The following is a 17593-nucleotide window of genomic DNA, read 5'->3' on the forward strand; positions in this document are numbered from 1 at the left end:
TAAAAAAGGCGGAAATTTTTCCGCCTTCATTAAAAATGCAATGAATTAACTGATAGATTGGTTAATAGATTTTAATACCGCAAGCGGATCTTGAGCTTGGGTAATAGGACGACCAATAACCAAAAAATCTGAGCCTGTTTCTACTGCTTGTTTTGGTGTCATCACTCGGCGTTGGTCACCAAAATCTGTTCCTTTTGGTCGGATTCCTGGAGTCACTAATTTAAAATCTTGACCACAATGGGTACGTAATACCTCAACTTCTTGTGGAGAACATACCACGCCATCTAAACCAGCCCGTTGTGCTAAATGTGCTAAACGAATAACTTGTTCCATCGGCGAAGCATTAATACCTATTTGAAGCAAATCCAAATCTTCCATACTGGTTAGAACCGTCACTGCAATTAATAATGGTGCCTCTTTGCCATAAGGCTCCAAAATTTTCTTTGCCTCTTCCATCATGGCTAAACCACCAGAAGCATGCAAGTCAACCATCCACACACCAAGATCAGCAGCAGAACGTACTGCTCGAGCAACCGTATTTGGAATATCATGATATTTTAAATCAAGGAATACATCAAATTTACGTTCGTGTAATTGTTTGACAAAATTTGTGCCTAAGGTTGTAAACATTTCTTTGCCTACTTTTAAACGACAAAGCGACGGATCGACTAAATCCACAAATTCTAATGCTTCACGTTCAGTTTCATAGTCTAACGCAACAATTACTTTATTGTTCATATTCAATTCCTCAGATTCTTTCTTTATTGAATAAACCTTCGATACTTTGTACCGGCTTAATTTTTTCCCATTGATTACAAGAAGGACATTGCCACATTAAGCGATAACTTTGATAACCACAATTCAAACAGCGATATTGGAAGCTGCGTTTTATCTGATTTCCCACCATATTATGTAATAAAACTAAGCTTTCTTTACCATTTCCTTCCTCCGCAAAATCTGCTTGATAGCGAATAAAGCGGTGAAAAGTAATTAAATTCGGATAAGTACTCAACTGCTGGTATAGTTTAGAATGTGCAGCATTGATACCATCTTTTTCTTCAATAAATTCAGTTAAAGCAATATCTACACTACTATTATGTTTTACTCGGTTTGCTCGAATGAGAAATAATTCATAGCCATTTAAATCCTCAAGAGCCATATAGCTTTGCTTAATTCGTCCAAGCACTTCACTAATATAATCAGGGTCTTGCACAAGAATCTGCTCGAAATAGCTTAATGCTCTTAGATATTCTCCCTCTTCTAAATAGAAGTCACCTAACATTATAGAAGCTCGAGTGGATTGAGGATAATATTCTAACGCTTTATTTAAGGATTCAATAAATGCCGCTTTATCATCAAATTTAACTCCTTGCGCATATTCACAATAAAAATGTGAAAGCGGTATTTTATCTGTATCTGGCTCTATTCTAAGCCGTTTTTCTGCAACATTAATCGCTTTTTTCCATTCTCTGGTTTTTTGATAAATAACAGCAAGCTGTGATAAAGAATATTTAGCAAACTCAGGTTCATCAACTAATGAAATGTAATAATTTTCTGCACGATCATAGAAACCTGCAACCATAAAGTCTTTAGCTAATTGCTGTTTTGCTAATAATTTTTGATCAAATGAATAATGAGGGCTATTCACTAATGTTTGGTGAATACGTAAGGCGCGATCTACCTCACCTCTTGAACGGAAAAGATTACCTAGGGTTAACTCCGCTTCAAATTGGGATTCAGATGCAATATGATTTTCGGATTCTTGTTTTTGTAACATAGAGAGGAAAAGATCCACCGCCTTTTCCTGCTGATTAGATAAAAGAAAATTTAATCCCGTAACATACTCACGAGAAAACTTGTTACTAACGGTTTCTTGATCCTTCTTTGCACTACGTTGCCCCATATACCAGCCATATAGTGCTGCAATAGGCAATAAAAGGAACAATAATTCAAGCATTGATTATTCAGCCTTTGGAGTCGTTAATTCAGTTATTTGTTGAGCTTGGCGTTTTACACGACGATTTAAAGCAACGTTTTGAAGCTTAATTTTTAAGTAAAAAATACCCGTTATCAACCAACCAAGAATCAATCCCAAGCCAAATAAAATCGCAACTAACGTTGATAAGCGTAATTCACTCTGAGCAAAAATATAGTTAAAGGTGATAAGTTGATCATTATTGGCACCAATCGTAACAGCGACAATAATAACTGCAATCACAATTAAAATACCTAAAATATACTTAATCATATAATCTCCTTACTGCGATTATTGAATTAATAAGACTTAAAGCAAATCAACTCTCTCTTTTAGATCTTTACCTGCTTTAAAATGTGGTACATATTTAGCGCCTAAAAGAACACTTTCTCCTGTTTTGGGATTACGACCTAAACGCGGCTGCCGATAATGTAGAGAAAAACTACCAAATCCTCTTACTTCTATCCTTTCACCTTCTTCTAAAGTAGCCGTTAACTGCTCTAAAAGCTCTTTTACACAATGCTCCACCATTTTAATTGGTAAACTTGGATTTTTAGATGCTAAACTCTCAATTAATTCAGATTTAGTCATATTATTTCTACCAAAAATTAATTCTATTTTGAATAATCATTTATTATGAAAATAAGCATTCAAAATGGCATTTCTAAGTTTAAATGGGTATGTTCAAAACATACCCATTTTAAATTAGTCTATACTAATTATTCGCCTTTAGCTGCTTTGAAAGCTTCAGCAAATGCATTAGGTACAACAACTTCCTCTTTGTTCACTTGTGCAATTGCTGCTGATTCTTCAGCTTCGTTTTTTGCACGAACAGATAAGTTAACTACGCGAGATTTACGATCAACGCCGGTATATTTCGCTTCGATTGAATCGCCAACAGAAATAACAGAAGTGATGTCTTCTACACGCTCAGCAGTTGCTTCGTTTGCACGAATAAATGCTTCAACGCCGCCTTCCAATTCAACTTTAACGCCTTTAGCATCAACTTCTACAACTTTACCTGTTAAGATTGCACCTTTTTTAGTAGCATCTACAAAGTTTGTGAAAGGATCAGATTCTAATTGTTTGATACCTAAAGAGATACGCTCTTTTACTGCATCAACTTGTAGAACAACTGCTTCTACTTCATCACCTTTTTTGTAGTTACGAACTGCTTCTTCACCTGAAACATTCCAAGAAATGTCAGATAAGTGAACTAAACCGTCAATACCACCTTCTAAACCGATAAAGATACCGAAGTCAGTAATTGATTTGATTTTACCTGATACTTTATCATTTTTGCTGTGAGTTGCCGCAAATTGTTCCCAAGGGTTTGCTTTGCATTGTTTTAAACCTAATGAGATACGACGACGTTCTTCATCAACTTCAAGTACCATTACTTCAACTACATCACCTACATTAACCACTTTAGATGGGTGAATATTTTTGTTTGTCCAGTCCATTTCTGAAACGTGAACTAAACCTTCAACACCGTCTAAAATCTCAACGAAGCAACCGTAGTCAGTTAAGTTAGTTACTTTACCAGTTAATTTGCTGTTTACCGGGTGGCTTTCAGCAATTACAGCCCAAGGATCTTGACCTAATTGTTTTAAGCCTAATGATACACGAGTTTTGTCTTTGTCAAATTTTAATACTTTAACAGTAACTTCATCGCCTACATTAACCACTTCACTTGGGTGTTTAACACGTTTCCAAGCCATATCTGTGATATGTAATAAACCGTCAACGCCACCTAAATCTACGAATGCACCGTAGTCAGTTAAGTTTTTAACTGTGCCTTTAACTTCAGAACCTTCAACTAAGTTTGCTAATACAGCATCACGATCTTGGTTGCTTTCTGTTTCGATAACAGCACGACGAGATACTACTACGTTGTTACGTTTTTGATCTAATTTGATTACTTTGAATTCGTACTCTTTACCTTCTAAGTTTAAAGAATCACGAACCGGACGAGTATCAACTAATGAACCTGGTAAGAACGCACGAACACCGTTTAATTCAACAGTGAAACCGCCTTTTACTTTACCATTTACGAAACCGATAACTGTAGCTTGTTCTTCAAATGCTTTCTCTAAAGCAATCCAAGCTTCGTTACGTTTTGCATCACCACGAGAAACTACTGTTGCACCAAAACCGTCTTCTACAGCTTTAAGAACAACATCAACTTCATCACCCACTTGAACTTCTAATTCACCTTGAGCGTTAGTAAATTCTGAGGCATCAATTGCAGATTCAGATTTAAAACCTGTATCAACAATAACTAAGCCTTTTTGGATAGCAACAACAGTACCTTTAACAACATCACCTAAACGTGGTGTAGCTGCAAATGATTCTTCAAGTAGTTGAGCAAACGATAATTCTGACATAATAAATCTTCTTAAAAATAAACATCCATCTAACGTCCTGTTAAACGGGGTTGGTAATAAAAGCTAAACAATTCCTGTGTAAAGCCGACAAACTAAAATTTAATGTATTGAGAGATGTGATTTAACGCTTGGTTAATCACCTCTTCAATGGATAAATGCGTTGAATCTAAAAGCAACGCATCTTTAGCCGGAACAAGAGGTGCAACCGCACGATTTCTATCGCGAAAATCACGTTCTTTTATCTCAGCTAAAATCTCGTCAAAGTTAGCATTAAATCCCTTTTCTTGCAACTGTTTTACACGTCTTTTTGTGCGTTCTTCGGCACTTGCATCTAAAAACAGCTTAATTTGAGCATCAGGAAAGACAACTGTCCCCATATCTCTGCCGTCAGCAATAAGTCCTTTTTCTGTACTAAAGGCCCTTTGACGTTCTAACAATGCCTCTCGAACCCGAGGAAACGCAGCCACTTTCGATGCGTTTTGCCCAGCTTCTGCACTGCGGATCTGGTCGCCGACATTTTCTCCGTCTAAAATTACTCTAATTTCGCCATTTTCAGGCAAAAACTGAATATCGAGGTAACGGGCTACTTCGGCTAATTTAGCCTCATCATCAAGTGCAATTCCTTTTTTAACTGCACTTAATGCAGTAATTCGATATAAAGCACCTGAATCTAAAAAATCAAACCTTAATTTTTCAGCCAATGCATGACATAACGTTCCTTTACCTGCACCACTCGGCCCATCAACTGTAATCACTATTTTTTTCATTTTCTACCCTATTGAGTCTGTAACTCAGTAATAGTTACATCAAAGTTAAGTAATTGTTCATCACGTTGAACCAATACTTTTACTGTAGTATAAGGTTTCATTTCAGCAAGCTCTTCCATCATTTGAGAAGGAGAGAATGCCTCAATATCTCCGACTTTAAGCACTAAGTCACCTGCTTGAATCCCCGCTTTTGCGGCTGGCCCATTTTTATCTACATTAGCAATGATCACCCCTTTTTCATAACCTTGCATTTTTGCGGTGTCAAGCAAATCTGTACTTACCCCAAAATAGCCACGAATAACTCGGCCATCTTTAATGATCTTACTCATAATCTGATTCGCCAGATTAATGGGAATCGCAAAATTTAGGCCCTCTGATAATTCATTCGTATTTTTCCCAAAACGCAAAGTGTTAATACCTATTAGCTCACCAGCAGTATTAATTAAAGCACCACCTGAGTTCCCTTGATTAATGGAAACATCTGTCTGAATAAAATTTTGTCTACCACTTTCTGTTAAGGTTTTTCGCCCAATAGCACTGACTATCCCTTGCGTAATGCTCTGTCCTAAATTCAAAGGATTACCAATTGCCAACACCACATCGCCAATTTGTAGTTTGCGCTCCAGATTTTGTGGAATAGTAGGTAAATTCTCACCCTCAATTTTTAAAACAGCTAAATCAGTTAAAGAATCATCGCCGACTAATTTTACATTAGTCGAAATAGCACCGTTTTGCAAAGCAATCACGATTTGATCCGCATCTTCAATCACATGCCTGTTAGTTAAAATATAGCCATCACTACTCATAATCACACCCGAACCTAAATTCTTAACTTCAAATGTTTCATTTTCAGAACTAAAATTTCGGCTATATACATTAACGACTGCGGGGGAGGCTATTTTAACCGCTGCATTGTAGCTTACAATCTCTTTTTGAGTGAATGCTGATAATGAAAACGAACTCCCTTTACTCTGAATAATTGGAGCTACAAACAAAATTAAAATTGCACAAAAAAGTCCAAATATGACCGCTTGTCCGATTTTTTTCAGCATGTATGTTACCCTAAATTATAAACGACGAGCCTGCCAGAAAGCCTTAGACCAATATGGCGAATCCAAATCAGAATAAATCACCCCTCCCTTTGTTGAGGCGTGAAGAAATTGCCCATTTTTTACATAAACACCAACGTGTTTCCCATTTGGACCACGCCCTGTCTTGAAAAAAACTAAATCACCTGTACGCAATTCGTCTTTGGATATACGCTCACCAGCCTTAGCCTGCTCTGTGGTGGTTCTCGGCAAATCTATCCCAAAAAGATCTTTAAAAGTGACTTGCATAAAACCAGAACAGTCGATGCCAGCCTTGCTATTGCCACCTAAACGATAGCGAGTGCCTTTCCATTCGTGTTGGTGTTCACTTAATCGACTAATTGCCATAATAGGATCAGAAAGGTCTGATTGGTATATTGAACGATAAACTTTACTTTTTACTTGAGACTTAGAGGTTGTATCTGAACTTGAACAAGCCACTAACATCGCTGTAGTAGCTAACAAACAACCTAAGGAAAGCCACCGTTTGGTTAATTTCATTTATTACTCCACATTAAATCTAACTAAGATAACTGCCCCTATGATTGGTAGCTAGCTTGCTCAACACGTTCTCGTAATTTTTGCCCAGCTTTAAAAACTACTACTCGACGGGCTGAAACAGCCACATTTTCCCCCGTTTTAGGATTTCTTCCTGGACGAGCTTTTTTTTCTCTCAGTGAAAAATTACCAAAACCAGATAATTTCACTTCTTCACCATTTTCCAGGGAGGATCGGATCTCTTCAAAGAACAATTCAACAAATTGCTTCGCTACACGCTTTTCTAACCCAAATTTTTCAATCAGGTTTTCTGCAATTTCAATCTTGGTAAGCGCCATCATTTATCCTTAGTTTATTGTTATGGCTGATAAAATAAATCAGCCATATTTTACTGATTAATCACGAAGTACCGCATTGAAACGTGTTGCTAATTCAGCTAATACCGCTTGAATTACCGCATTGATTTCATTTTCTTCTAATGTTTTTTCATTATCTTGAACCGTTAAGCTAATAGCTAAACTTTTCTTACCGCTTTCTAAATTCGCACCACGGTAAACATCGAATAAATTGAGTGCTACTAATTTATTCCCACCAGCTTTACGACAAGCCTCTAGCACCTCACCGGCTGGAACAGTTTCATCTACCACGACAGCAATATCACGGTTATTTGCAGGGAATTTAGAAATTTCGCCCGCTTGTGTCACCGGACGCTCTGCAATGGCTGAGGCTAGAATTTCACATACAATCGGTTTACCTTTGATACCCAATTTTTGCACGATTGATGGGTGAACAGTACCGATAAAACCAATTTCCTTGCCATCCAGCATAATCGCCGCTGATTGCCCCGGGTGTAATGCTGGGAACTGTTTTGCAACAAATTGCAAATCGTGACGAATAGAGGTTAAAGAGAGAATACGTTCAATATCGCCTTTTAAATCAAAGAAATCAGCCGCTTCTGCTTTATTTTCCCAATGGACCGGACGTTTATCGCCCACAATCGCCGCACCAAAAACAAATTCTTGACGCACACCTGATTCCGCATTGTTATCCGGAATAAAGCGTAAACCTGCCTCAAAAATACGCACACGGTTTTGCTGACGGCTTTGGTTATACACGATAGTGTCCAATAAACCGGTTAAAAGGGAAACACGCATTGCCGACATTTCACTTGAAATCGGGTTTGGCAAAATCAACGCTTCTTGTTGCGGGTGCAATAGTGACTGTTTCTTCGGATCAACAAAGCTATAAGTAATCACTTCTTGGTAATCACTATCTACCAATGCCATACGAATACGGTTTGCTTCAAGTAATTTTTCCGGCGTACCTTTCATCGTTAAATGAGCCAGCGGCGAGTTATTCGGGATACTGTTATAACCGTAAATTCGAGCAATTTCTTCAATTAAATCTTCTTCGATTTCAATATCAAAACGCCAACTTGGAGCAACTGCCGTCCAACTGTTCTCAGCAAATGTGACGTTCAAGCCTAAGCGGGTCAAGATATCAGTTACCGTTTCATCGTTAATATGATGACCAATCACCGAATCTAATTTACTGCGTCTAAGCGTGACAGTATTGCGTTTTGGTAGATTTTCTTGGCTCACGGCTTCTACAATTTCACCTGCTTCACCGCCGCAAATTTCCAGTAATAATGCCGTTGCACGCTCCATTGCTTGACGAGTTAACTCTGGATCAACTCCACGTTCAAAACGGTGTGATGCATCGGTATGTAACCCATATTGACGAGCGCGACCGGTAATCGCTAACGGAGCAAAAAATGCAGACTCTAACACCACATCTTTCGTATTCTCGCTCACCCCGCTGGCTTCGCCACCGAAAATACCTGCCATTGCCAATGCCCCTTTGCTATCAGCAATCACTAAGGTATTAGCTTGTAATTTAGCGGTTGTGCCATCTAACAACACCAATTCTTCACCGTCTTTTGCCATACGCACTTGAATGCCGCCTTCAATTTTCGCTGCATCAAAGGCGTGCATTGGCTGTCCTAACTCTAAAAGGCTTAAGTTAGTAATATCAACGATTGGATCAATTGAACGAATGCCACAACGGCGTAATTTTTCTTGCAGCCACAGTGGCGATGTCGCTTTGACATTTACATTTTTCACCACACGGGCTAAATAGCGAGGGCAAGCCTCCGGTGCTTGTAATTCCACTGAAACTTTATCTGAAATCGTGGCTTTCACCTCTGTAATGGTCGGTGCTTTCACATCAGCACGGTTAATCACCCCCACCTCGCGAGCAATACCGGCAATGCTTAAGCAGTCTGCACGGTTTGGTGTGAGGCTGATTTCAATCGCCACATCATTTAAATTTAAATATTCACGGAAATCTTGACCGATAGGTGCATCAGCCGGCAATTCAATAATACCGCTGTGATCTTCTTTGATCCCTAGTTCTGAGTAAGAACATAACATCCCCTCTGAAGGCTGACCACGCAATTTGGTTTTCTTGATTTTGAAATCTCCTGGTAGCACTGCACCATCAACGGCACAAGCCACTTTTAAACCTTGACGACAGTTTGGTGCCCCACATACGATATCTAATAAACGCTCTCCGCCAACATTCACTTTAGTCACACGTAATTTGTCGGCATCTGGGTGCTGGGCACATTCTACCACTTCACCTACAACCACGCCTGAAAACGCACCCGCTACCGGCTCTACATCGTCAACTTCTAAACCTAACATGGTAATTTGGTCGCATAATTGCTCTGTGCTAATTGCAGGGTTTACCCATTCACGCAACCAAGATTCATTGAATTTCATTATTTCTATCCTATTTGTAAAATTTTCTAAATTTTTAACCGCTTGTATTACTTAAATTGTTTTAAGAAACGTAAGTCATTTTCAAAGAATGAACGTAAATCCGTGACATTGTATCGCAACATCGTTAAACGCTCGACCCCCATACCCACAGCAAAACCGCTATATTCTTCAGGGTCAATTCCTACATTACGTAACACGTTCGGGTGTACCATACCGCAACCAAGCACCTCCAACCATTTACCGTTTTGACGCATTACGTCAACTTCCGCAGAAGGCTCGGTGAACGGGAAGAATGATGGGCGGAAACGCACTTGTAAATCTTCTTCAAAGAATGCTTTGAGGAAATCGTGAATTAAGCCTTTTAACTCGGTAAAGTTCGCTTTTTTATCCACATATAATAATTCAATTTGGTGGAACATCGGTGTGTGAGTTTGGTCGTAGTCGTTACGATATACACGCCCCGGTGCTACAATGCGGATAGGCGGTTTTACATTTTCCATTGTACGAATTTGCACGCCGGAAGTTTGAGTTCTTAATAAACGATTAGCATCGAACCAAAATGTATCGTGATCCGCTCGAGCCGGGTGATGAGCCGGAATGTTTAAAGCATCGAAGTTATAGTAATCGGTTTCAATTTCAGGCCCGTTTGCCACCGTAAAACCTAATTCAGAGAAAAATTTCACCACACGTTCAATGGTAATAGAAACCGGGTGTAAACCACCTAGTTCGGTTTTACGCCCCGGAAGTGAAACATCAATGCTTTCGTTGGCTAGTTTTGCATTTAACTCTGCCATTTCTAATGTTTCTTTCTTCTCATTTAGTGCGTTTTGTGCAATTTGTTTGGCGTCATTAATTTTTTGCCCAACCGCCGGCCTTTCTTCTGCTGGCACGTCACGCAAGCCTTGCATTAAGGCAGTAAAGTGACCTTTTTTACCGAAATATTCCACTTTTAACGCTTCTAATGTGGCAATATCGTTTGCTGCATTAACAGCCTCAACTGCCTGAGCAACTAAACCCTCTAAGTTTTGCATTCTATCCTCTAAAGTTTTACTGATTTAAAATTGCAGAGATGATAATACTTTAGCAAAAAAAAGTAAATCAACGGATTCGTTAAATGATTGATTTTTAAGGTAAAGCAATTTTAAACAAGCGGTCATTTTTTCCTAATTTTTTGCAAATTAACAGGCGTGAAATTCGCATTCTGCTCTAAATCAAGTTATCATTAATCTACTTATTTCACTTATAAAAGGAAAAACGATGTTTAACATTAGCAAACAGCAAGTTTTAGATGCTTTTCACTTCCGTGCCGCTTGCCGTAGTTACGACCCAAACAAAAAAATCAGCAAAGAAGATATGGATTATATTTTGGAACTCGGACGTCTCTCGCCAAGCTCTGTCGGTTCTGAACCGTGGAAATTTTTAGTGCTGCAAAACCCAGAAATCCGTCAGAAAATTGCTCCTGTTTCGTGGGGAATTAAGCACCCGATGGAAGAAATGAGCCATTTAGTCGTCATTTTAACTAAAAAGAATGTTCGTTATAACACCCCATATATGCGTGATATGTTAGCTAAGCGTGGCTTAACCGATGAGCAGATTGAAGCCTCATTAGTGCGTTATAAATCGTTCCAAGAAGAAGATATGAAATTACTCAGCGAACGTGAAATATTTGATTGGAGTACCAAGCAAACCTATATTGCATTAGGTAATATGATGACCGGTGCGGCTCTGATTGGTATTGACTCTTGCCCGATTGAAGGTTTTCATTACGATACCGTAAACCAAATTTTATCGGACGAAGGCTTATTTGACCTAAACGAATATGGTGTGTCTTGTATGATAACTTTTGGCTATCGCAACAAAGAAATTAAGAAAAAATCCCGCAAACCTACCGAAGAAGTGATTGCGTGGATTGAATAATCCCCTTAACTTATAAAAACGGGCGAATTAATCGCCCATTTTTATATCTTTAGTTTTGACTACTCGGCTTTCACCCATTTATTGGTTAATGTGCCCGCCACCATTGCACCATTCACGTTTAAGGCGGTGCGAGCCATATCAATAATCGGCTCAACTGAAATGAGTAAGCCCACTAATTCAATTGGCAGATTCAAGGTTGATAGCACCACAATCGCTGCAAAAGTTGCACCACCACCCACACCGGCAATACCAAATGAGGAAATTGCCACCACTAAAATTAAGGTTAAAATATAGTTTAAGCTAAACGGATCCATTCCCACTGTTGGAGCGACCATCACCGCCAACATTGCCGGATAAATTCCCGCACAGCCATTTTGCCCGATGGTTGCCCCAAAGGTTGCAGAAAAGTTGGCGATCACACTGTTATTACCTAATTTATTGGTTTGCGTCTCAATATTCAGCGGAATGGTTGCCGCACTGGAACGAGAAGTAAAGGCAAAACTTAGTGTCGGCAATACTTTTCTGTAGTAATCAAACGGATTGATTTTTGCCACAAAGAGTAAAATGCCGTGCACAATAAACATCAAACCAATCGCAATGTATGATGCCACAATAAAGCTACCCAAGTTTACAATATCGCTCCATTGAGAGGTTGCTGCCATTTTGATCATCAACGCAAATACGCCATAAGGGGTTAAGCGAATCACAAAACGGACTAAACGCATAATCAATTTATTTAAGGTCTCCACACCTTGTGCGATACGTTCGCCCAACGCTTTATCTTCTTTGCCTAAGCTCAGTGCAGCAATGCCTAATAAAGCCGAGAAAATAACCGTGCTGATAATCGACGTTGGGTTTGCCCCAGTTAATTCTAAAAACGGATTTTTCGGAATGAAAGAAAGCAACATTGCAGGCACAGATAAGTTGCTCACCTGCTCCGCACGCCCTACCACTTTCTCTTGAGCAGCAAGCTCACGAGAACCGGCAACCAACCCTTCGGCAGATAAATCAAACAGATACACTAACGCAATACCAATCGCCGCTGCAATCGCAGTGGTTACTAATAGCACAGACAGTACACTAAAACTGATTTTGCCTAAAGATCCTGCCTCTTTTAAACGGGTAATTGCCGATAAAATAGAGACAAACACCAATGGCATTACGATCATTTGTAACAAACGAACATAGCCGCTGCCGATTAAGTTAATCCAATCAAGTGTGGCATCAACGGTTGCTTTCTCGTAAAAAGTTTGCAAAAAAGCACCGCTTGCAAGCCCCAACACTAAGCCGATAAACACGGTTTGCCCGAGTTTTTGAGTAGATTGATAGATTTTGGCTAACAAAAATAAAATTGCTACAAAAATAGCTAAGTTAAGAATAAACACAGAGCCTCCAACATAACTGCACAAAGTAAAAATGCGATAAGATTATTCCTCTTATCGCATTAATTCAAGACAATTTGTTACTTGATTATAACCAAAAGTTATAACAACTCCCAGCTCAGGTTCGAAATCAAACGGCAAGGCTCACATTTAAAATGGAAAATATCGTGCAACGGCTCAGTTAATTTCCATTCTCCGCCACAACAAGGGCATTTGCGTTGATATTCACTTTCATCACGCCCTAAACGGTAGAGGTAATAAAAGGTGGGAATGTGGGTTCTCTGCTCAATTTGCTGACATAGATCTCGACCGATCATTGCAAGATCGCTTGTTTCATCGCTAATTTGAGCAAGTGCGTGGCACTCTAGCACATTGCCGTTCATTTGCAGCAGATCGCACGCTTGCCAATTTTGCTGCCATTCCAATATCGCTTCGCTGAGAGGCTGATCTTGCAAATGATAAAGCGGAATTGGAGCAAACTGCTCTCCATCATAGAGTGGCGAGCAGGTATCTAAATGGGTGGTATATAATATTTGAAACGCTGGCGATCGGTTATGACTGCTTTCTTCGCCCTGATAATCTCGCCCGACAAGCTCAAAACTTGCAAAATTTACGCCGATTTCGACCGCTTGTTGCAACGCTTCATTCACTTCATCACTATTATATTGTGGCAACAAGCTTTCTTGTGTCGGCACACAAACCCGAGCTTGAAACTCGTTTTGATGAAAGGTAATCGGCATTTCTCTGCCAATGACTTGCCCGTTATATAACCATTGATTTAAGACTTGGCTGATTGCCGTCACCGGATCTTGCTCAAAATTATGATAGCTGAAATGCACTATCGCCTGATACATTAAATATTCTCCGCCATATCTTGAAATTCTTGTTTGACCACCGTAGTCGGCTCTTGATGAATAATCACGTGAGACATCGGAAATGCCGCCAGTAATTTTTGCTCAAGACTATCGGTGATCTCGTGAGCCACTAGCAGGGTTAAGTGATCGTCTAATTCCAAATGCAGTTGGATAAAACGCACCGCACCGGCACGGCGAGTTAAAATATCGTGAATGCCTAAAATGTTCGGGTGTTGCGAAGCAATCTGTTTTATCTGTTCAATTTCTTCATCGGGCAAGGCTTGGTCTAGCAAAGTTTGTACCGCACACCAAAACATTTTTACCGCATTGAAAGCGATGTAAAGAGCGATGCCAATCGCAAAAACCGCATCGGCATATACAAAGCCGGCACTATTGAGCAACATTGCCACTAAAATTGCTGCGTTCATTAATAAATCAGTTTGGTAATGTAATGAATCCGCTTCAATCGCCGGACTTTTCGTGAGTGTGACAACATAACGTTGATAAAAGACTAAAAGTGCAGTGATCACAATGGAAGCAATACTCACAATTACCCCAATATCAGATTGAGCAATTAATTCCGGATTGGTGAGTTTATGGAAACCTTGTAGCAACAGGAAAACCGCCGAGCCGGAAATAAAGGCACTTTGAGCAAGTGCCGCTAAAGATTCCGCTTTGCCGTGTCCGAAGGCGTGATTCTCGTCTGCCGGTTGCAACGCAAAACGCAACACCAAAATATTAGTCAGCGAAGCAAACAGATCTACTACCGAGTCCGTCATTGCTGCCAAGATTGAAATCGAGCCGGTTTTCCACCACGCAAAGGCTTTAATCACAATAAGCAAGATCGCAACAATAATCGCTAAATTTGCGGCTCGTTTAACTAATTTACTGTATTTTTCGTTCATTAACTGCATTATTTACTGCATTGGACTTGCCAAGCAAGTTGGTTAAATTCAAGAGAAAGTCTGGCGATTTCGTGACTGTAAGCGGTCAAATTTGGCAATTTTTTTGCAACCGCCTTTCCGACTTCTCGTTTATCTGCAAATTGTATCTGGCCATAACCACAAGCTAAATTCCGCCCACGGGTTACTTCCAACATCACATCATTAAAGCGTTCTGTCGGTGGGTAAATCACACCACTGCGTAATTCATTTTGTTCGATAACAACCTCTGCTTTTATGTTCGGCTGTTTGACAAAACCGGCTTGGCGGAATGCGGCTCGTTGCTCTAAAGTTTGATTTTTACTGTTTTTATCTAGGAAAAATAAAATCCCTTTTTGCCAATTTTCCGGATTTTTCTCACTGTTTTCGGGCAAGTAAAGCAAATGTTGCATTTCGTCAATTTGGCTGTGCGTAACTTTCACAAAATTATCCTGCCCAAAGCGAACAACATCGGGCATAGCAAATTGTGAGACATTGGTTGCACACCCGGCCAACGAGAACGCAACGAAAACTATCCCCTTTTTGATAGCCGACATTATGCCTGTTCCTCGCGCTTAAAGACCAGCTCGTTTTCGCTAGAACTATCCGCATCAAACCAATAGCCGCCGTAGTTAAACTGTTTGAGTTGTTCGATATTAGTCGGTTGGGTTTCTAATATAAAGCGAACCATCATTCCACGGGCTTTTTTCGCATAGAAACTGATGACTTTATATTTGCCGTTTTTTTCGTCTAAAAACACCGGTTTGATAATAGTTGCATTCAGATTTTGCGGCTTAACTGCACCATAATATTCATCAGAGGCAAGATTAACTAAAATATTATCGCCCTGTTCATCAATCGCTTGCTGCAAGTGTTCAGTAATAATATTACCCCAAAACGCATAAAGATCTTTGCCCTTCGGATTTGCCAACTTAGTTCCCATTTCTAAACGATAAGGCTGCATTAAATCGAGCGGCTTTAATAAACCATACAAGCCTGAAAGCATACGCAAATGTTGCTGGGCATATTCAACCTGCTCTTTAGTTAGCGTTTCTGCATCTAATCCTGTGTAAACATCGCCTTTAAAAGCAAAAATGGCGGCTTTAGAGTTTTGTTGGTTATGCTCAAACTGCCACTCGGCAAAGCGAGCGACATTTAGAGCGGCTAATTTATCGCTAATTGACATCAAACTTCCTACTTCGGCAGGTGAAAGCTGTTTACAAATATCAATTAACTCTTGGCTACAAGCGGTCAAATTTGGTTGAGAAAATGCAAAACCGTCAATATTGGTTTCAAAATCAAGGGTTTTGGCAGGGGAAATAATGGCTAACATAAATGCCTCTATCAAATAGTTAATCAGGGCGGTTATTCTACCACAGTCATAAAAACAAAAAAGGCAGGAAACCCTGCCTTCTTGAAAACGAAAAGAAAATTAACGTTTTGAGTATTGTGGACGACGACGTGCTTTGTGTAAACCCACTTTTTTACGTTCAACGCGACGTGCGTCACGAGTAACGAAGCCTGCTGCACGAAGTGCTGGGCGTAGAGTTTCATCGTATTCCATTAATGCACGAGTGATACCGTGACGGATTGCACCCGCTTGACCAGAAATACCACCACCTTTAACAGTGATATAAAGGTCTAATTTATCAGTTAATTCAACCAATTCTAACGGCTGACGTACGATCATACGAGCTGTTTCACGACCGAAGTAAACTTCAAGTGAACGTTGGTTGATAGTAATGTTACCTGAACCCGGTTTGATAAATACACGGGCTGAAGAGCTTTTGCGGCGACCTGTGCCGTAGTTTTGATTTGCTGCTGTCATTTTTATGCTCCGTGAATTAGATATCTAAAACTTGTGGTTGTTGTGCTTGGTGGTTGTGTTCTGAACCTGCGTAAACTTTTAATTTACGGAACATTTCACGACCAAGTGGACCTTTTGGTAACATACCTTTCACTGCGATTTCAATCACAGCTTCAGGACGACGAGCAATCATTTCTTTGAAGGTTGCATCTTTGATGCCACCTACATAGCCAGTGTGCCAGTAGTAGATTTTGTCAGTTTGTTTTTTACCTGTTACTGCTACTTTGTCTGCATTGATCACGATGATGTAATCACCGGTATCAACGTGTGGAGTGTACTCAGGTTTATGTTTACCACGAAGACGGCGTGCCAATTCAGTCGCTAAACGACCTAATGTTTTACCCGTCGCATCTACTACATACCAGTCACGTTGTACTGTTTCTGGTTTTGCTACAAAAGTTTTCATTAATTAAATACCAAATTTAAAGTTTAAAACCCAATACCTCATTGAGGTATTTCCTATTATTTTACGGTGAACCCGACCCCTTCGAGTCTGATTCAGACCAAACTTGTGTAGCGGGAAAAACCACACAAAAACAGGGTGGCGAAATTATACAGAGATTTCACTCAAAAATCTAACGTTTTTTGCGGATAATCTTTCAAAATTGAACCTATATCACATTTTAATCATTTGGAGCTTTTCAAATAAAAACTGAAATGTTAAAAATAGCAGTAATCAATCACTAAAACATAAGGAGTTTATGATGGAACAATGGACAACAGATGTTTGGGCAGCCATTATGGCAGCATTTATTGTAGGAGCTGTAATAGGTTGCACTCTAGTTAGAGTATTTAACAGTAGTGTCAGAAAACAGCATGAACTGGAAAAAGAGTTGAAGCAAACCAAAACTCAAGTGGATGAGCAAAAACAAAAACTTGAACAACACTTTGAGCAATCAGCCCAATTACTTTCAAGTTTAGCTTCTGATTATAAAAAGCTTTATACCCATTTAGCACAAAGCTCTGAAAAGCTATTACCAGAAGCATCAAAAAATATTACCTTTTTCCAACAAACCAAGTTACCTATTCCGGCAGAAAAAACGGAAGAAGATCAACCTAGAGATTATTCCGAAGGTTCATCTGGCTTACTGAAATCATAAAACTAAAAATTGAATATTTAGTTTTACTAAAAGACACTTAGTTTAAGGATTGATT

Annotated in this window: 20 protein-coding genes; 2 read left to right on the forward strand and 18 right to left on the reverse strand. The window is 39.5% G+C overall.

The annotated features are described in order from the left end of the window. Positions 1–45 precede the first annotated feature (45 nt). From pyrF to pheS, 11 genes are all read right to left on the reverse strand, one after another. Entirely contained in the window at positions 46–738 is a 693-nt protein-coding gene (gene pyrF, locus ACJ7Z2_RS08465; RefSeq protein WP_006248559.1) for an orotidine-5'-phosphate decarboxylase, read from the reverse strand. Positions 739–748: 10 nt separating this feature from the next. Next, positions 749–1957, reverse strand: coding sequence for a lipopolysaccharide assembly protein LapB (lapB, locus tag ACJ7Z2_RS08470; protein WP_409500005.1), 1209 nt, complete (start codon positions 1955–1957; stop codon positions 749–751). Positions 1958–1960: 3 nt separating this feature from the next. Then, positions 1961–2248, reverse strand: a complete 288-nt coding sequence (locus ACJ7Z2_RS08475) for a LapA family protein (protein ID WP_172595351.1) — start codon at positions 2246–2248, stop codon at positions 1961–1963. Between the two features lie 36 nt (positions 2249–2284). Then, positions 2285–2566, reverse strand: a complete 282-nt coding sequence (locus tag ACJ7Z2_RS08480) for an integration host factor subunit beta (RefSeq protein WP_006248556.1) — start codon at positions 2564–2566, stop codon at positions 2285–2287. A 128-nt stretch (positions 2567–2694) separates the two neighbouring features. After that, positions 2695–4362, reverse strand: coding sequence for a 30S ribosomal protein S1 (rpsA, locus tag ACJ7Z2_RS08485; protein ID WP_409500006.1), 1668 nt, complete (start codon positions 4360–4362; stop codon positions 2695–2697). A 92-nt stretch (positions 4363–4454) separates the two neighbouring features. Then, positions 4455–5129: a (d)CMP kinase gene (gene cmk / locus ACJ7Z2_RS08490; protein WP_409500007.1), complete on the reverse strand. Its 675-nt coding sequence runs from the start codon at positions 5127–5129 to the stop codon at positions 4455–4457. An 8-nt stretch (positions 5130–5137) separates the two neighbouring features. Further along, positions 5138–6181 (reverse strand): outer membrane-stress sensor serine endopeptidase DegS, encoded by a 1044-nt coding sequence (gene degS / locus ACJ7Z2_RS08495; protein WP_409500008.1) that lies wholly within the window; start codon positions 6179–6181, stop codon positions 5138–5140. Between the two features lie 15 nt (positions 6182–6196). Further along, positions 6197–6718, reverse strand: a complete 522-nt coding sequence (locus ACJ7Z2_RS08500) for an NlpC/P60 family protein (protein WP_006251185.1) — start codon at positions 6716–6718, stop codon at positions 6197–6199. 38 nt (positions 6719–6756) lie between these two features. Next, positions 6757–7053: an integration host factor subunit alpha gene (locus tag ACJ7Z2_RS08505; RefSeq protein WP_409501129.1), complete on the reverse strand. Its 297-nt coding sequence runs from the start codon at positions 7051–7053 to the stop codon at positions 6757–6759. A 57-nt stretch (positions 7054–7110) separates the two neighbouring features. Continuing rightward, entirely contained in the window at positions 7111–9498 is a 2388-nt protein-coding gene (pheT, locus tag ACJ7Z2_RS08510) for a phenylalanine--tRNA ligase subunit beta (protein WP_409500009.1), read from the reverse strand. 47 nt (positions 9499–9545) lie between these two features. Further along, positions 9546–10529, reverse strand: a complete 984-nt coding sequence (gene pheS / locus ACJ7Z2_RS08515) for a phenylalanine--tRNA ligase subunit alpha (protein WP_409500010.1) — start codon at positions 10527–10529, stop codon at positions 9546–9548. Positions 10530–10755: 226 nt separating this feature from the next. On the opposite strand from pheS, the gene ACJ7Z2_RS08520 reads away from it, so the two are divergent. Further along, the gene (locus tag ACJ7Z2_RS08520) at positions 10756–11415 is read left to right on the forward strand and encodes an NAD(P)H-dependent oxidoreductase (RefSeq protein ID WP_126301985.1); all 660 of its coding nucleotides are present in this window, start codon (positions 10756–10758) and stop codon (positions 11413–11415) included. 59 nt (positions 11416–11474) lie between these two features. On the opposite strand, the gene ACJ7Z2_RS08525 is transcribed toward ACJ7Z2_RS08520, so the two are convergent. The 7 genes from ACJ7Z2_RS08525 to rplM form a co-directional block, all read right to left on the reverse strand. Continuing rightward, positions 11475–12800 (reverse strand): L-cystine transporter, encoded by a 1326-nt coding sequence (locus ACJ7Z2_RS08525; protein ID WP_154704380.1) that lies wholly within the window; start codon positions 12798–12800, stop codon positions 11475–11477. 98 nt (positions 12801–12898) lie between these two features. Next, entirely contained in the window at positions 12899–13651 is a 753-nt protein-coding gene (locus ACJ7Z2_RS08530) for a Zn-ribbon-containing protein (RefSeq protein WP_409500011.1), read from the reverse strand. Further along, positions 13651–14556, reverse strand: a complete 906-nt coding sequence (locus tag ACJ7Z2_RS08535; protein ID WP_409501130.1) for a cation diffusion facilitator family transporter — start codon at positions 14554–14556, stop codon at positions 13651–13653. The genes ACJ7Z2_RS08530 and ACJ7Z2_RS08535 overlap by 1 nt, the downstream gene beginning before the upstream one ends. An 8-nt stretch (positions 14557–14564) precedes the next feature. Next, complete coding sequence (locus ACJ7Z2_RS08540; RefSeq protein WP_126301982.1) at positions 14565–15128, reverse strand: ABC transporter ATPase; 564 nt, start codon at positions 15126–15128, stop codon at positions 14565–14567. Further along, positions 15128–15904 carry a peroxide stress protein YaaA gene (yaaA, locus tag ACJ7Z2_RS08545; protein ID WP_409500012.1) on the reverse strand — a complete coding sequence of 259 codons (777 nt, stop codon included), beginning with the start codon at positions 15902–15904 and terminating at the stop codon, positions 15128–15130. Before yaaA ends, ACJ7Z2_RS08540 begins: the two co-directional genes overlap by 1 nt. Positions 15905–16003: 99 nt before the next feature. Then, positions 16004–16399: a 30S ribosomal protein S9 gene (rpsI, locus tag ACJ7Z2_RS08550; protein WP_006249344.1), complete on the reverse strand. Its 396-nt coding sequence runs from the start codon at positions 16397–16399 to the stop codon at positions 16004–16006. Between the two features lie 16 nt (positions 16400–16415). Beyond that, positions 16416–16844 (reverse strand): 50S ribosomal protein L13, encoded by a 429-nt coding sequence (rplM, locus tag ACJ7Z2_RS08555; RefSeq protein WP_006251543.1) that lies wholly within the window; start codon positions 16842–16844, stop codon positions 16416–16418. A gap of 298 nt (positions 16845–17142) precedes the next feature. On the opposite strand from rplM, the gene ACJ7Z2_RS08560 reads away from it, so the two are divergent. Next, positions 17143–17538, forward strand: coding sequence for a YhcB family protein (locus ACJ7Z2_RS08560; protein WP_006248128.1), 396 nt, complete (start codon positions 17143–17145; stop codon positions 17536–17538). The last annotated feature ends 55 nt before the right edge of the window (positions 17539–17593 follow it).

It is taken from the genome of Mannheimia glucosida (genome assembly GCF_046267875.1).
GTDB classification, from domain to species: Bacteria; Pseudomonadota; Gammaproteobacteria; order Enterobacterales; family Pasteurellaceae; genus Mannheimia; species Mannheimia glucosida.

Excerpts from the sequence above, each read along its gene's own strand:
- yaaA (WP_409500012.1), bottom strand. The coding sequence starts at position 15,904 with ATGTTAGCCATTATTTCCCCTGCCAAAACCCTTGATTTTGAAACCAAT.
- ACJ7Z2_RS08475 (WP_172595351.1), bottom strand. The coding sequence starts at position 2,248 with ATGATTAAGTATATTTTAGGTATTTTAATTGTGATTGCAGTTATTATT.
- pheS (WP_409500010.1), bottom strand. The coding sequence starts at position 10,529 with ATGCAAAACTTAGAGGGTTTAGTTGCTCAGGCAGTTGAGGCTGTTAAT.
- ACJ7Z2_RS08480 (WP_006248556.1), bottom strand. The coding sequence starts at position 2,566 with ATGACTAAATCTGAATTAATTGAGAGTTTAGCATCTAAAAATCCAAGT.
- pyrF (WP_006248559.1), bottom strand. The coding sequence starts at position 738 with ATGAACAATAAAGTAATTGTTGCGTTAGACTATGAAACTGAACGTGAA.
- lapB (WP_409500005.1), bottom strand. The coding sequence starts at position 1,957 with ATGCTTGAATTATTGTTCCTTTTATTGCCTATTGCAGCACTATATGGC.
- rplM (WP_006251543.1), bottom strand. The coding sequence starts at position 16,844 with ATGAAAACTTTTGTAGCAAAACCAGAAACAGTACAACGTGACTGGTAT.
- ACJ7Z2_RS08505 (WP_409501129.1), bottom strand. The coding sequence starts at position 7,053 with ATGGCGCTTACCAAGATTGAAATTGCAGAAAACCTGATTGAAAAATTT.
- ACJ7Z2_RS08540 (WP_126301982.1), bottom strand. The coding sequence starts at position 15,128 with ATGTCGGCTATCAAAAAGGGGATAGTTTTCGTTGCGTTCTCGTTGGCC.
- pheT (WP_409500009.1), bottom strand. The coding sequence starts at position 9,498 with ATGAAATTCAATGAATCTTGGTTGCGTGAATGGGTAAACCCTGCAATT.
- ACJ7Z2_RS08500 (WP_006251185.1), bottom strand. The coding sequence starts at position 6,718 with ATGAAATTAACCAAACGGTGGCTTTCCTTAGGTTGTTTGTTAGCTACT.
- rpsA (WP_409500006.1), bottom strand. The coding sequence starts at position 4,362 with ATGTCAGAATTATCGTTTGCTCAACTACTTGAAGAATCATTTGCAGCT.
- ACJ7Z2_RS08530 (WP_409500011.1), bottom strand. The coding sequence starts at position 13,651 with ATGTATCAGGCGATAGTGCATTTCAGCTATCATAATTTTGAGCAAGAT.
- degS (WP_409500008.1), bottom strand. The coding sequence starts at position 6,181 with ATGCTGAAAAAAATCGGACAAGCGGTCATATTTGGACTTTTTTGTGCA.
- ACJ7Z2_RS08520 (WP_126301985.1), top strand. The coding sequence starts at position 10,756 with ATGTTTAACATTAGCAAACAGCAAGTTTTAGATGCTTTTCACTTCCGT.
- ACJ7Z2_RS08535 (WP_409501130.1), bottom strand. The coding sequence starts at position 14,556 with ATGAACGAAAAATACAGTAAATTAGTTAAACGAGCCGCAAATTTAGCG.
- ACJ7Z2_RS08560 (WP_006248128.1), top strand. The coding sequence starts at position 17,143 with ATGGAACAATGGACAACAGATGTTTGGGCAGCCATTATGGCAGCATTT.
- rpsI (WP_006249344.1), bottom strand. The coding sequence starts at position 16,399 with ATGACAGCAGCAAATCAAAACTACGGCACAGGTCGCCGCAAAAGCTCT.
- cmk (WP_409500007.1), bottom strand. The coding sequence starts at position 5,129 with ATGAAAAAAATAGTGATTACAGTTGATGGGCCGAGTGGTGCAGGTAAA.